12 protein-coding genes and 1 tRNA gene are annotated in these 13,541 nt (G+C 63.2%); 5 read left to right on the top strand and 8 right to left on the bottom strand.

Going from position 1 to position 13,541, the window contains the following annotated elements:
* Positions 1 to 38: 38 nt before the first annotated feature.
* The 3 genes from crtI to AB5I39_RS14795 all read right to left on the bottom strand — a co-directional run bounded on the left by crtI (position 39) and on the right by AB5I39_RS14795 (position 2,719).
* Positions 39 to 1,655 carry a phytoene desaturase family protein gene (gene crtI / locus AB5I39_RS14805; RefSeq protein WP_404368455.1) on the bottom strand — a complete coding sequence of 539 codons (1,617 nt, stop codon included), beginning with the start codon at positions 1,653 to 1,655 and terminating at the stop codon, positions 39 to 41.
* A 266-nt stretch (positions 1,656 to 1,921) separates the two neighbouring features.
* A complete protein-coding gene (locus AB5I39_RS14800; RefSeq protein WP_404368452.1) occupies positions 1,922 to 2,545 on the bottom strand; it encodes a LuxR C-terminal-related transcriptional regulator in 624 nt (207 codons plus the stop codon).
* 98 nt (positions 2,546 to 2,643) lie between these two features.
* Positions 2,644 to 2,719 (bottom strand) — tRNA-Ala (locus tag AB5I39_RS14795).
* A 178-nt stretch (positions 2,720 to 2,897) separates the two neighbouring features.
* Between AB5I39_RS14795 and AB5I39_RS14790 the strand changes: the two genes are divergently transcribed.
* Entirely contained in the window at positions 2,898 to 3,899 is a 1,002-nt protein-coding gene (locus AB5I39_RS14790; RefSeq protein ID WP_404368449.1) for an NADP-dependent oxidoreductase, read from the top strand.
* Between the two features lie 61 nt (positions 3,900 to 3,960).
* Here the strand turns inward: AB5I39_RS14790 and AB5I39_RS14785 are convergent, their stop codons facing one another.
* On the bottom strand, positions 3,961 to 4,869 hold the full coding sequence (locus AB5I39_RS14785; RefSeq protein WP_404368446.1) for a neutral zinc metallopeptidase: 909 nt from the start codon (positions 4,867 to 4,869) through the stop codon (positions 3,961 to 3,963).
* Between the two features lie 138 nt (positions 4,870 to 5,007).
* Here AB5I39_RS14785 and AB5I39_RS14780 point away from each other — a divergent pair, with 138 nt between their 5' ends.
* The 3 genes from AB5I39_RS14780 to AB5I39_RS14770 all read left to right on the top strand — a co-directional run bounded on the left by AB5I39_RS14780 (position 5,008) and on the right by AB5I39_RS14770 (position 7,890).
* The gene (locus AB5I39_RS14780; protein ID WP_404368444.1) at positions 5,008 to 6,189 is read left to right on the top strand and encodes a patatin-like phospholipase family protein; all 1,182 of its coding nucleotides are present in this window, start codon (positions 5,008 to 5,010) and stop codon (positions 6,187 to 6,189) included.
* Positions 6,190 to 6,353: 164 nt separating this feature from the next.
* Positions 6,354 to 7,139, top strand: coding sequence for a 3-hydroxybutyrate dehydrogenase (locus AB5I39_RS14775; protein WP_404368441.1), 786 nt, complete (start codon positions 6,354 to 6,356; stop codon positions 7,137 to 7,139).
* Between the two features lie 232 nt (positions 7,140 to 7,371).
* Positions 7,372 to 7,890 (top strand): DUF4893 domain-containing protein, encoded by a 519-nt coding sequence (locus tag AB5I39_RS14770; protein ID WP_404368439.1) that lies wholly within the window; start codon positions 7,372 to 7,374, stop codon positions 7,888 to 7,890.
* Between the two features lie 144 nt (positions 7,891 to 8,034).
* Here AB5I39_RS14770 and AB5I39_RS14765 read toward each other — a convergent pair whose 3' ends face one another.
* Positions 8,035 to 8,826 carry a hypothetical protein gene (locus tag AB5I39_RS14765; protein ID WP_404368436.1) on the bottom strand — a complete coding sequence of 264 codons (792 nt, stop codon included), beginning with the start codon at positions 8,824 to 8,826 and terminating at the stop codon, positions 8,035 to 8,037.
* Between the two features lie 418 nt (positions 8,827 to 9,244).
* Positions 9,245 to 10,195, bottom strand: a complete 951-nt coding sequence (locus tag AB5I39_RS14760) for a cation diffusion facilitator family transporter (RefSeq protein WP_404368433.1) — start codon at positions 10,193 to 10,195, stop codon at positions 9,245 to 9,247.
* A 98-nt stretch (positions 10,196 to 10,293) separates the two neighbouring features.
* Between AB5I39_RS14760 and AB5I39_RS14755 the strand changes: the two genes are divergently transcribed.
* The gene (locus tag AB5I39_RS14755) at positions 10,294 to 10,440 is read left to right on the top strand and encodes a hypothetical protein (protein ID WP_404368431.1); all 147 of its coding nucleotides are present in this window, start codon (positions 10,294 to 10,296) and stop codon (positions 10,438 to 10,440) included.
* On the opposite strand, the gene AB5I39_RS14750 is transcribed toward AB5I39_RS14755, so the two are convergent.
* Positions 10,437 to 11,879 (bottom strand): amino acid permease, encoded by a 1,443-nt coding sequence (locus AB5I39_RS14750; protein ID WP_404368428.1) that lies wholly within the window; start codon positions 11,877 to 11,879, stop codon positions 10,437 to 10,439. The two genes, AB5I39_RS14755 and AB5I39_RS14750, sit on opposite strands and share 4 nt — an antisense overlap.
* 192 nt (positions 11,880 to 12,071) lie before the next feature.
* The gene (locus AB5I39_RS14745; RefSeq protein ID WP_404368425.1) at positions 12,072 to 13,541 is read right to left on the bottom strand and encodes a tetratricopeptide repeat-containing sulfotransferase family protein; all 1,470 of its coding nucleotides are present in this window, start codon (positions 13,539 to 13,541) and stop codon (positions 12,072 to 12,074) included.

The following is a 13,541-nucleotide window of genomic DNA, read 5'->3' as shown; positions in this document are numbered from 1 at the left end:
GGGTTCCGTTCGCGGCGGGCTGAGTCCCCCCTCCCCGCTTACGCGGCCACCCCGTTCACCACCTTCGCATCCACCGCGAAATCCTTGGCGATTTCGCGCGCGGTCATCTTGGCGGACATCATCACCGAGGGTGTCCCGCCGCCCGGCTGAGTCCCCTGCCCGACCAGATAGAGATTCGAGATGTCCTCGCTGCGGTTGTGCGGGCGGAAGAAGGCGGTCTGGGTCAGGCGCGGTTCGACGCCGAAGCCGTTGCCCGCGTATGAGCCGAGCACTTCCTCGAAATATTTCGGGGTTACGAAGCTGCGATAGACGAGCCGTTCGCCGAGATTGGGGATGTAGCCGCGGTCCTCCAGGAACTGCATCACCGTGTCGGCGAAGCGTTCGCCCTCCTTGTCCCAATCGACATCGCCGAGCGTGTTGGGCACCGGGATGAGCGTGTAGGCCGCGTGATGCCCCGGCGGCGCGAGGCTGGGATCGGTGATCGTTGGGATGTGCAGATATTGCGAGAAATCCTTGGCGAGGATTTTGCGCTCGAAGATATCTGTCAGCAATTCCTCGTAACGCGGCCCGAGGATGATATTGTGGTGGCGCAGATCGGGATCGCCCTCGCGGCGTTGATAGCCGAAATAGATGACCATCAGCGACATGCTCTGCTTGCGGAATTTGATCAGGCCGTCGCGGTTGATCTTGCGGTGCGCCTTGTCGACCAGCTTGAGATAGGTCGTCGCGTAATCGCCGTTGGAGACGACCAGATCGGCCTTCAGCGTCTCACCCGAGGCGAGCGTCACGCCGGTCGCGATGCGCTTGCCGCCGCGCTTCTCGACATCGATGCGATCGACCTTGGCGTTGAGCTGCAGCGTGCCGCCCAGTTCCTCATATTTGCGCACCAAGGCAGCGACGAGCGCGCCCGTGCCGCCGACCGCGAAGTGGATGCCCCAGGTCTTTTCGACGAAGTGGATCATCGCGTAGATGGCGGGCACCTTCAGCGGGTTGCCGCCGACCAGCAGCGGTTCGAAGCTGAACACCTGCCGCATCTTGTCGCTCTTGAAGTACTTGCTGATGAGCGAGAACAAGGGCTGGACCGCGCCCAGCTTCAGCAGATCGGGCACGACGCCGAGCATCGAGCCGAGGCTGCCGAAATAGGTATAGCCGAGTTCGAGGAAACCGCGCTGGAAGATCGCGCGCGCCGCCTCGTGAAACTTCTCATACCCCTCCAGATCCTCGGGCGCGAGACGGGCGATCTGGGCGCGGACGTTTTCCGGGTCGGCGTCGTAATCAAAGAAGGTGCCGTCGTCGAAATAGATGCGGTAGAAAGGAAGCACCGGCACGATTTCGAGATAGCGGCTCGTGTTCGGTCCGCCGCTGATGCCCGACAGGATGCGCTTTTCGGCCAGCACGTCGGCGGGGAAATCGGGCTCGCCGAGCATCGCGGCGTCGCGCTTCAGCGAGAACAACTCCTCGATGAAATGCGGCACGGTAAGCACGGTCGGCCCCATGTCGAAGGTGAAGCCCTCCGCGCGGCGGACATAGGCGCGGCCGCCCGGCGCATCGAGCTGTTCGACGATGCGGGTATCGAAGCCCAGGCTCTGCAGCCGGATCGCGCAGGCGATGCCGCCGATTCCGGAACCGATCACGATGGCAGTCTGGCGAGTCATGGCGAGGCTGTTCCTGGTGGAGCGCGAGTGCGCCGGGATGCGAAGTACGATGCCCCCGCAGTAACGGAAACGCCCGAAGCGTCAAACGGCGACGGCGTTCAGGTCAGGCTGCGTCGTCACAACGGCACCGACTACGGGAGGGACTGCCGGCGGACGCGTCCAATGGCGGAAGACGCGTCAAATGCCGTTGTGACGACGATTCAAAGATAGAGATGCCCCCACCCTTCCGCGATACCGACCTTGTGCCGTATCATTACGAAAAGCGCTTACAGCCCGGCCTCGACCGCAAGCCGGATCAAGTCTGCGGTGGTGTTCAGCCCCAGTCGTTCCATCAGGATCGCGCGGTGCATCTTTACGGTTTTCTCAGCCAGATCGAGCTCGGCGGCGATCTGTTTGTTGAGCAGCCCGCTTGCCACCAGCTTCAGCACTTGCCCCTGTCGGCGCGAGAGCGACTTGACCATTTCGGCGGCCCGGATGCGGCGCATACTGGTAGGGGCGGCCGCGTCGGCATCGATTTCGAGCTGCGAGCCGAGGAAATACAACAGCGCATCGTCTTCGTCATAGATCGGCGCGACGAGGACGGCGTTGCGGAACGGCTGGCCGTTGCGCTTATAGTTGAGAATCTCGACCAGCACCGGGCGATGTTCGCGCACGCCGCGGCGGATTTCCTCGGTCAGCCACGGCTCGGTCGCCGGACCGGACAGGAAGCGGCAGTTGCGGCCGATCACTTCCTCGCGCGGATAGCCGGTCAAATCGCAGAATGGCTGATTGCACGCGACGATCGGATTGTCGGGCAGGCGCGGGTCGCTGATCACCGATGGCACGGGGCTATCGGTGACGAGGCGAAGATGGCGGTCATCAACCGCCGAACGATCGGCAGCGAACGCCATGTTAGCTTTGATTCCCTCGCATTACGCGCACCATATCAAGCCACGGGCGGTATGGCACTCGATTTATCATGCTGGTCGGAGGGGCCCGCGGGGAAGCGTGGTGGAGCTGAGGGGAATCGAACCCCTGACCTCTGCAGTGCGATTGCAGCGCTCTCCCATCTGAGCTACAGCCCCGCACCACGCCTTGCGCCCTGAAACGGGCTGCGGCCGAGATTTAGCGACGCTTTTTATCCGATGCAACCGGGTGACGCGGATTGTGCCCGGCTGGGCGTTGGCCCCGCGCGATTGGGCATTGCCAAGCCCGCACCATCGGCATACCCAGCCTTCGAAAATCACTATGAGGATGCTTCCCATGACCCGTGCCTGGACCCTGAAATCGCGCCCCAACGGGATGCCGGTGGCGACCGATTTCGAGCTGATCGAAATGACCCCGGCCGCGCTGGAGGATGGCGAAGTGCGCGTTGCGAACCGCTGGCTGTCTGTCGATCCGTACATGCGCGGGCGGATGAACGACGTGAAATCCTACGTCCCGCCCTTCGCCTTGGGTGAGCCGATGCAGGGCGGCGCGATCGGCGAAGTGGTCGAGAGCAAGGCCGAGGGTATCGCAGTGGGCGATATGGTGCAGCACATGCTGGGCTGGCGCGACGAAGCCGTGCTGCCGGGTGCGAGCGTGCAGAAGCTGCCGGACCTGGGCGTACCGCCGCAACAATTCCTGGGGTTGCTCGGGATGCCGGGAATGACGGCCTATTTCGGGCTGCTGCGCGTGGCCGAAGCGAAGCCGGGCGATGTGGTGTTCGTATCGGCCGCCGCGGGTGCGGTCGGGTCGACCGTCGTGCAAGTCGCCAAGGCGAGCGGAATGACGGTGATCGGCAGCGCAGGCGGCGCCGACAAGTGCGCGCTGGTCAAGTCGCTCGGCGCCGATGCGGTGATCGATTACAAGAGCGACGGGCCGCTGGTGAAGAAGCTGATGAGCGCGCTGGGCGAGATCGGCAAGGACGGGATCGACGTCTATTTCGACAATGTCGGCGGCGAGCATCTCGATGCGGCACTGGCGACCGGCAACCTGCACGCGCGCTTCGCGATTTGCGGGATGATCGACATCTACAATTCGGCCAAGCCGACCGAACTGCGCTATCTCGCGCGGCTGATCGGGATGCGCATCCGCATGACCGGCCTGCTGGTGAGCGACCATATGGGCCATGCGGCGGAATTCTATCGCGTGATGGGCGGCTGGCTGGCCGAGGGTAAGTTGCACAATTCCGAGACGGTGTTCGACGGGCTGGGGGCGACGCCGGATGCGTTCCTGGGGCTGTTCACGGGTGGGAATACGGGCAAGATGCTGGTCAAGCTCTAACTCCGCCACCGCTGTCATCCCCGCGAAAGCGGGGATGACAGTAGGTAGACAGACGCCTCCCTCAAATCCGGCCCGAGAACGTATCGCACTGGTTCGGGTCGCCGGTCTCCAGGCCCTTGCGCAGCCACGCCATGCGCTGGGCCGAGGTGCCGTGGGTGAAGCTGTCGGGGACGACGCGGCCTTGGCTTTCCTTTTGCAGCGTGTCGTCGCCGATCGCCTGGGCGGCGGTCATGCCTTCTTCGATGTCGCCGGGATCGAGCCGGTTGCGGTTTTGCGCGGCCCATACGCCGGCGTAGCAATCGGCCTGTAGCTCCAGCTTGACCGAGGCGCGGTTGCCCTCGACCTCGCTGCCGCGTTGCTGGATCTGCGCGACCTGATCGGCGGTGCCGGTCAGATGCTGGATGTGATGGCCGAATTCATGGGCGATTACATAATATTGCGCGAAATCGCCCTTTGCGCCGAAGCGGTTGGCGAGTTCGTCGAAAAAGCTGGTGTCGAGATAGATGCCCTGGTCGCGCGGGCAATAGAACGGCCCCATCGCGCTCTGCGCCGCACCGCAGCCCGAGCGACCGCTGCCGCCGTAGAAGACGAGCTTGGGAGCTTCGAAACGCGGGCCGAGCAATTGCTTCCAGGTCTGGTCCGCCGAACTGAAGGCGTTGCACGCGGCATTGCTGGCCGGGTTGATCGTGCAGCTCGACGCGGCGTCGGTACCGGCTTGCTGACGGCCAACCTGCGCGGTCGGCGCGGATTGCTGCCCGCCACCGCCCAGCATTCCAAGCCCGCCGCCGAAGAAGAACATCACCGCGAGCAAGACCGCGACGCCGCCGCAGCCGAAGCGGCTGAACACCAGCGGCAACAGGCCGAACAACAAGCCGCCGCCACCACCGCCGCCGCCGAAACCGAAGCCGCCACCGCCCTGACCGCGCTGATCCTCTACATTGATGTTCGGATCGAAATCGTCGAGGCGCATGGTCGAATATCCCGGGGTCGTTACCGCTCCGCCCATGAATGCGTGGGGGCGCGTGGAGTTGCAACGGCTTTTCCATTGACGCGGCCGTGGGCCAACACGAGCGTTGATCCCGCACTGCAACACAGGCATGAAAACGATATGGCGGATATCAACCCAATCAAAGCGAAGCGGCTGGCGAAGGGTGCGGCGGCTCCCCTGCCCCTTCCCGACTGTGTCGCACTGGTCCTGCAGGGCGGTGGCGCGCTGGGATCCTATCAAGCGGGCGTGATCGAGGGGATGGCCGCGAGCGGGATCGAGATCGACTGGGTCGCGGGGATTTCCATCGGGGCGATCAACGCCGCGATCGTGGCGGGCAACCCGCCCGAGCGGCGAGTCGAGCGGCTGAGTGCCTTTTGGGACAAGGTCAGTTCGTCGCTGCCGAGTTTCCCGATCTTCATGAACGATCAGATGCGCGAATTCCTGCACGAATGGTCGGCCGGGTTCGTGCTGGCGGCGGGGGTGCCGGGGTTCTTCAGCCCGCGCTTCGTCTCGCCGATGTTCGCGGTGCCGGGCACGCCCGAGGCGATGAGCTTCTACAATTCCGCGCCGCTGAAGGACACGCTCGACGCGCTGATCGACTGGGATTTGCTCAATCACGGCCCGGTACGGCTGTCGGTTGGGGCGGTCGATGTCGAGAGTGGCAATTTCCGGTATTTCGATACGACCGACACGAAGATCGACGCGCGCCACATCATGGCGTCGGGCGCGTTGCCGCCGGGCCTGCCGCCGGTGGAGATTGACGGGCGGCTGTGGTGGGACGGTGGATTGGTGTCGAACACGCCGCTGACGCATGTGCTCGACCATCAAAGCGGCTCCTTGCTCGCGTTTCAGATCGACCTGTTTTCAGCGGCGACCGAGCGCCCGCGCACGATCATGGACGTCATGGCGCGCGAGAAGGAAATCCGTTATTCCAGCCGGACCCGACAAGTCTCCGACCAGGTGATGCGCATCCGCAAGGAGCGCGAATTGGTGCGAAAGGTAATCGCGAAACTGCCACCGGCCTTGCATGACGACCCCGACGTGGTGGCGTTGCGCGCACAATCCAACGAGGATGCGGTCAACCTCGTCCACCTGATCTACCGCGCCAATGCGTGGGAGGGCGGCAGCCGCGATTTCGAATTTTCCGCCCGCACGATGCGCGAACATTGGGAGGCAGGCCAGCAGGCCGTCGCCGAGACGATGGCGAATGCGCAATTGGTCGCGCACAATATCGAAACGGGCACCAGCGCGGCGTTCGATTTGACCACCAAGAGTTTTCCCAACCCAGTTCGTTCTGAGTAACGGCCGAGCGAAGTCGAAGCCTGTCCTGAGCGACTGCCTTGGCAGGCAGTCGAACGGACGCGTATCGAAGGACCTCACCCCAATGCCCTTCGATACGGGCCTTCGACAGGCTCAGTCCCTACTCAGGACGAACGGCAAGGTTCGCATCACAGAAGGAGACCCCCATGTTCCTCAAGGGCAAGACCGCCATCATCACCGGCTCGACCTCGGGCATTGGCCTCGAATACGCCAAGGTATTCGCCGCCGAGGGCGCGAACGTCGTCATTAACGGCTTTGGCGATGCGGCCGCGATCGAGGCGGAGCGCGCCAAGCTGGAGGCGGCGAGCGGGGCCAGGGCGCTGTACGATGCCGCCGACATGACCAAGCCCGATCAGATCGCGGCGATGGTCGCGCGCTGCCATGCCGAGCTTGGCGGGCCCGACATCATCGTCAACAATGCCGGGATCCAGCATGTCGCGCCGATCGAGGATTTCCCGGCCGACAAGTTCGAGGCGATCATCAAGATCAACCTCAATTCGGCCTGGTACATGATGCAGGCGGCGGTGCCGCTGATGAAGGCCAAGAAATGGGGCCGGATCATCTCCACCGCGTCGGCGCATTCGCTCGTCGCCTCGCCCAACAAATCGGCTTATGTCATGGCCAAGCATGGTCTGGCTGGCCTCACCAAGACGATCGCGCTGGAAACCGCGACGTACGGCATCACGGTCAATTGCATCTCCCCCGGCTATGTCTGGACGCCGCTGGTCGAGGGGCAGATCCCCGATACGATGAAGGCACGCGGCTTGACGCGCGAACAAGTCATCAACGACGTTCTGCTGCAAGCGCAGCCGACCAAGGAATTCGTGACGATCGAACAGGTCGCAGCACTGGCGTTGTTCCTATGCCGCGACGAGGCGAAGGCGATCACCGGCGCCAATCTGTCGGTGGATGGCGGGTGGACCGCCGCCTGATCCGAAAGGGCGACTTGGCAACTTTCCGGGGCGTGGTTAGTTTGCCCTTCGTCGCCAGAAAAGAAAGAGTGCCTTGAACCGTTTGACCCGAATTTTGGGATCGGCACTGTGTGCCCTTTGCGCCCCGTCGATTGGCGGGTGCGCAAGCAAGAGTGGCAAGCGTATCGAAGTCCGCATCGCCCCCCGCAGCGCCGTACCGCCGGGGACCGAGGCCATCGCCGATTGGCGGCGGGTGGCGACGGCGGCCGACCGAGTTCGGCTGCGGGGGTGGCGGCAGGCGTGGGTCGATGCGTTGGCGAAGATCACGGCCCCCGACGAACTGGCGGTGCTGCGCGCCGATCCGTTGCTGTTCGACCCCGACCGCGCCTTGCCCACGGCGAAGCTGGAGCCCGGCCCCTATCGCTGCCGGGTGTTCAAGCTAGGTGCCAATGGCACCGCGATGCGCAATCTGACGACCTATCCAACGGTCGATTGTGTGGCGAAGGATGAGGGCGACGTCACGAGCCTGTACAAGGTCTCCGGCGCGCAACGGCCGGTCGGGCTGGTCTTCCCGGATTCGGACTCGCGCGGCGTGTTCCTCGGCACGATGGTGCTGGGGGACGAGACCAAACCGCTCAAATACGGACAGGACACTGATCGCGATCTGGCCGGCTATATCGAACGGATCGGCCCGCGGCGCTGGCGGCTGGTACTGCCCCAGCCGCGGTTTGAATCGCTGCTGGATGTGGTGGAGATCGTGCCGAAGTCGTGAGGGGGCAAGCGCGGCGGCACTGAACGCTGTGCCGTGCCGACAGGTGTCTCGGCAGCCGAAGGGCCCGGCCACCGCGGGCTCCGCGTTTGCCGTGCGAGCGTTCCGACCTTTTTGAGTGTCTTACGGCAACGCGCTGGAGGCCGACTATTCCCTCTTCGCGCCGCTGGGAGCACGTCCGTCCAGTGCCAGCTTCATCCCCTTTTTGGCGAGGACGGCGTTGACTTTTGCCACCCCATCCGGAGCTTCGGCCACCGCCACCATCAACTCCTCGATCAAAGTGAGCCCGTCCACGAGGACTTCCGGGACGAATCCCTTATTCGGCACCAGCACAATATCGGTCGCATCGAAGATCGTGATCGGAGTGTCGGACGGCACATCGACCACCGCCGAGCCGCCGGCCAGCGGCAGCGAAGACTGGGTCTGATCGTTGATCGCTCCGCCCGGCGCAAAATACGTCGCACGGTTCTGCGGCGTGAGCATCACCTTGACCGGGTTCACGCTTTGCTTTTTCGGGTTGATGATCGTTCCGACCGTCGGCAGTCGCAGATTCACATAGCCCCGACATTCGAAATTCGGCGTCGGCGGGGGATTGCCGGGCATCGAAAACGGATCCGACGGCAGGAGCGCCACCAAGGCCGTTCCCTGCGCCGGAATCTCGAACCTCTTGTTGAGGCTGAACTTCTTGGCAGCGAGTGCACCCGTCAGGGAATAGACCCCACTCTGGTTGTTGGCTCCGGGCACGTCGATAAAAACGACCGTGTTGCCAAACAGGCTCCGGTCCACATCGGTGATGGACGAGGTGATGAAATCCAGGGTGAATTGATAGGGCTTATCCTCAAGGTTGCTTATTTCGAGAAAATAGCCTTGAAGGACAACGTCTGCGGGAGGCACCGGCGATTGCGGCTTGTAGACGAGTTCAAATTGCGAAACCAACATGACTGCCTCCCAAAAAAATCAGATTATCAATATGAATCCCTGTAAAATTATATTCCCTATTTTTCGCAGCTCTTGAATCTAGTTTATATTATTTTGTTGAATGTACCAAGTGTATCTCACGTTTTGATACTACCTTGCGCCTGTATCAGCGACAAAGTTAGAACGAATATGGCGGCGAACCGCTGCGCTGATCGTTACAGGATCAGACGATGCGGCGTAGCGAACATGGGATAACGCCAAATCCACAACTGCAGATAATCCGATATTTACCGATCTGAATACCCGCAACTTGTTCGATACTGGTCATTTATTCCGCCGGCCTGCGCTGGCATCCACATGCGCCACCACAGCCCTTTCACCGTCGGCCACACCTGCGCTTTCGGGTCAAATCGGATCGAGTTGGCGCAGCTACGCCTGGCTAATCACGCGGCGCGCCGGGAAGGACCGCCGCATCTTCGCGCTTTTCGGGGCGGATGTAGATTGAGGAGAGGTTGGGCTCCGCGGCTTTAAGCGCGGTCTCGATTTCTTCGATCAGCGTCTCGGCGTCGCCCATCGTCAGCGTGTCGCGGAAATCGGCGCTGATCGCGACGAAGATGCTTTGCGGCGCGGTGTGGAGCGTACGGACGTGATTGACGTGCGTGATCTCGGGCCGTGCATCGACGATCTTGCGGACCCGCGCGACGACCTCGGGATCGGCAGCCTCGCCGATCAAAAGGCCCTTCGCCTCGCGCGCCAGCAGTGCGGCGACCACGCCGAGGATCAGCCCGATTAAGATCGACGCGAGGCCGTCGATGCGCGGGTCGTTCCAGGCGTGGCTCGCCCAGACGCCGACGCCCGCGACGAGAAGGCCGGCGAGTGCCGCCGAATCCTCGAACAGGACGATGAAGCCCGCCGGGTCCTTCGACTGACGCACTGCCGCCCACCAGCCGCGCCCGCGATTGGCGGTCGAGAATTCGCGCACGGCAAGGAACCACGATGTGCCCTCCAGCGCGAGCGCGACGCCGAGCACGATGTAATTGACCAGCGGATCGCGCAGTTCTTCCGGGTCTTTCCAATGCACCCAGCCCTCGTAGATCGACACGCCCGCCCCGACCCCGAAGATCAGAATCGCGACGACGAAGCTCCAGAAATACAGCTCGCGGCCATAGCCGAACGGGTGCGCGTGATCGGGCGGCCGCCGTCCGCGACGCTGGCCATAGAGCAGCAGCACCTGGTTGAAGCTGTCAACGACCGAGTGGAATCCTTCGGTCAGCATCGACGAGGATCCAGTGATTGCCGCCGCGACGAACTTGGCGACTGCAATGCCCAGATTGGCGAGCAAGGCGGCGATGACGACGAGGTTCGAACCGTCTTGCTTGGACGCGGACATGGTGAAGGCTCCCTGTAGGGGGTGCTGTATGCGGCGGGAGTGCCGGTGGCCAGTGGCAACCATCCGTTTATGGAAGGCACAAAGCGGATGGCCTTGGTGTGGCGCGCCTGTTCCTGCGCTTGAACGGCGTTCAGATCGCGTTCGCGAAGGAGGACGCGATCAACGCCGTGCTGGCGCTGGCGGCGGGAGAGCTGACGGAGGACGCCCTCACCGCCTGGTTTCGCGATCACATCGTGGCGGCTTAGTCCGCCACGACCGCGCGCGCCCGGCCGTAGACGAAATACACCGCCAGTCCGACGCCGTTCCACACCAGGAACGAGACCTGCGTCAGTTCCTGCAAGCTGGTGAAGAGATACAGGCACCCCAGGATCGCAGCGGGGGCGATCACCCACACCAAAGGCGTGCGGAACGGGCGGCGGATCGCGGGATCGCGGCGGCGCGAGACCATCACGCACGCTGCCACCGCGACGAACGCGCAGAGCGTCCCGGCATTGGCGAGGCTGGCGATCACGTCGAGCGGGATGAGCGCGGCGATGACGCTGACGAACACCGCGGTCACCAGAGTAATGCGCGCGGGTGTGCCGCGCGCAGAAACCTTGGCGAGGCTCTGCGGCAGGAAGCCGTCGCGCGCCATCACCAGGAAGATGCGACTCTGGCCGTAGAGAAAGCCGAGAATCACCGTCGGCAGCGCGACGGCGGCAGCAATGCCGACGATCGCGGCGATCGGCCCCTGCCCGATCTGGCGCAGGATCAGCGCGAGCGGCTCGGCGCTCTTGCCGAACACGTCTGGTCGCGCGGCTCCGATCGCGGCAGCGGCGACGACCATATAGATGATGGTGCACACCAGCATCGAACCGACGATGCCGATCGCGAGGTCACGTTCAGGGTTCTTGGCCTCTTCCGCCGCGGTCGAGATCGCATCGAAGCCGTAAAAGGCGAAAAAGATGATCGCGGCGGCGCCCATCACGCCGTATTTTACGCCCCCCGCCGCCTCGACCGTGCCGAAGCCGTGCGGTGCGAACGGGCGGAAATTGGCGGCGTCGAAATGCGGCAGCGCGACCGCAACAAACAGAACCAGCGTCGCGACCTTGATGAGCACCAGCACCGTGTTGATCCGCGCGCTTTCGCGGGTGCCCAGCATCAGCAACCCGGCGACCGTCGCAATGATGAAAATCGCCGGCACGTTGATGCCGGGAGCGGTCAGGCGCAACGTCCCGTCGAACAGGTTACCGGCCACCGTCGGGCCGTGCGTCAGCACATCGGGCAGCACGATACCGACATAGTTCAGGAACCCCACGGCATAGCTCGACCAGCCGACCGCGACCGCCGAGACGACCAGCGAATATTCGAGGATCAGGCTCCACCCGACGACCCAGGCGATGGCCTCGCCGAGTACGGCATAACTATACGTGTAGGCGCTCCCCGAGGCGGGGATCAGCGTCGCCATTTCGGCATAGCAGAGCGCCGCACACGCGCAGATCGCACCCGCCACCGCGAAGCTGATCAGCACGGCGGGCCCGGCCCGGTCCGCGCCGACGCCGATCAGCGTCAGGATGCCGGTGCCGACGATCGCACCCACACCCAGCGCGACGAGATGCGGCCACGACAAGGTTCGCGCGAGGCGGTGTTCAACCGGGCGATCGTCCCCCAACGCGATGATTTTCCTACGCAACAAATCGGCCATGAAGTCCCCCGGGTTCGGCAGCTGTGCCGTTGGCGAAGGGGCTTAGCGCGCGAGCCCCCATCATGAAAACCCGGCGCGCGCCAAACCTGACATCACGGATCGGATGCGAAGCGCGAAGGCCGGACGCGCGGTGCCGTAAAACGACGGTCTGAAGTCTATACGCCGAGGCCAGGTGTGGGCTGATCACCACTATCAGGAGATCGTAGACCGCGACGCAACGTCTTCCTGCATTTCCGCGAGCGCCGCGACGACCCCTTCCAAACGGTGCCGGTAACGCTGCCACCGCCCGGATGATCGACGATGAACGGGAGCGCGAACCTGCCATGCGCTGGCGGTGCGGACCACGTTCGCCTCGCTACCGGCGACCAGACACCCATCCTCCCACGGAAGCCCCAGTTCCCCGATCAGGTCGAAGATCGCCTTGTCTGGCTCGGCAACAAGATGGTCATAGTCGAAATCGATAATATCATTCGAAAAGACTTTGCGCCAATGCGCCATAAGCCGCAGATACTGCCGATAAAAATGTAGTATTTCGGACAAATCATTACCGTAGGTGACACCTTCGCCGAAGTGGAGAAAGTAGACCGACAGAAATGTATCGAGCGCGTTACGGCGCGTGTGGACGATTTTGGATTCAGGGAAGAGTGTCTTGATCAGCCCGATATGTAGAAAATTGTCGCATCGCTTGTCCGTCAGGATGCCAGTAGCGGGAGCCAGTTTCAGATAGTCGGCGCGCAACGCGACCACCTGTTCGGCCGAAAGCGCGGCCGCTGCCTCGGGATACGGGCGAAGGCTGCGTGCGAGCGCCGGAAGTGCCTCCAACTCACCGCCACAATGAACCGCGCTATGGCGTCCGAGAATCTGCTCCAGCAAGGTCGAACCAGACCGGAACATGCCGCAGATAAAAATCGGGGCCTGAACGGGCGAGCCCGCCACAGCGACCGGTCGGTCGGCCGGATATGCCGCGATCAGCCGATCGACGAGAGCTTCCTGAGCGATCGGGTCATACCGCTGCGGCGCGATCGACCGCGCGATCCAATTGGCCGCTTCAAAAGCCTGGAAGGCGTCATCATAGGCGGCCGCGCCATCAAGTGCGGTGCCGAGCGCAAAGAGCAGCTCTGCACGATCCTCAAGCGTGGTTGTTTGGTCAATCGCCTTCCGAAGTCGATCGACAACGCCGGCTGACGCACCAACGGCCAGATCGATCATCGCGATCCGTGCATGGGCGCGACCATTGCCGGGGTGAACCTCCAACGCGCGACCATAGGCCGCGCGCGCGAGATCGGGTACGCCAAGGTCTTCATACAGATTGCCGAGATTGAGCAGCGCCGGGACAAACGATGGATTCGCGAGAGAGGCCGCCTCGAGCTCGGCAATGGCGCGCTGTGGATTGAAGAGATGGTCCGAAAGGATTGCGGCACGATTTACGTACGCTTCCTCCGGATGCGAAACCCCACGGTCGATCGCCTCCTGGTAAGACCCTAAGGCATCGTCGAACGAGCGAACGGCACGCTGCGCCCAGGCCAGATTGAACCAGGCATCTGGCTGGGCTGAGTCGATCGCCAAACTTGCCTGAAGGAGCGCAATGGCCTGCTCCCACTCGCCACGACGCAGATGGGGCTCCGCCTTTTTCAACAACTCGCTCGATGATGCGCCGGACAT

It is taken from the genome of Sphingomonas sp. MMS24-J45, from assembly GCF_044881195.1.
In the GTDB taxonomy this organism is placed as follows: Bacteria; Pseudomonadota; Alphaproteobacteria; order Sphingomonadales; family Sphingomonadaceae; genus Sphingomonas.
The sequence above is the reverse complement of the archived record's forward strand: the minus strand, read 5'-3'. Positions and strand labels throughout refer to the sequence as shown.

Coding starts and splice junctions, on each gene's coding strand:
- AB5I39_RS14785 (WP_404368446.1), bottom strand. CDS start 4,869: ATGCGCCTCGACGATTTCGATCCGAACATCAATGTAGAGGATCAGCGC.
- AB5I39_RS14765 (WP_404368436.1), bottom strand. CDS start 8,826: ATGTTGGTTTCGCAATTTGAACTCGTCTACAAGCCGCAATCGCCGGTG.
- AB5I39_RS14780 (WP_404368444.1), top strand. CDS start 5,008: ATGGCGGATATCAACCCAATCAAAGCGAAGCGGCTGGCGAAGGGTGCG.
- AB5I39_RS14800 (WP_404368452.1), bottom strand. CDS start 2,545: ATGGCGTTCGCTGCCGATCGTTCGGCGGTTGATGACCGCCATCTTCGC.
- AB5I39_RS14745 (WP_404368425.1), bottom strand. CDS start 13,541: ATGTCCGGCGCATCATCGAGCGAGTTGTTGAAAAAGGCGGAGCCCCAT.
- AB5I39_RS14760 (WP_404368433.1), bottom strand. CDS start 10,195: ATGTCCGCGTCCAAGCAAGACGGTTCGAACCTCGTCGTCATCGCCGCC.
- AB5I39_RS14750 (WP_404368428.1), bottom strand. CDS start 11,879: ATGGCCGATTTGTTGCGTAGGAAAATCATCGCGTTGGGGGACGATCGC.
- AB5I39_RS14790 (WP_404368449.1), top strand. CDS start 2,898: ATGACCCGTGCCTGGACCCTGAAATCGCGCCCCAACGGGATGCCGGTG.
- crtI (WP_404368455.1), bottom strand. CDS start 1,655: ATGACTCGCCAGACTGCCATCGTGATCGGTTCCGGAATCGGCGGCATC.
- AB5I39_RS14775 (WP_404368441.1), top strand. CDS start 6,354: ATGTTCCTCAAGGGCAAGACCGCCATCATCACCGGCTCGACCTCGGGC.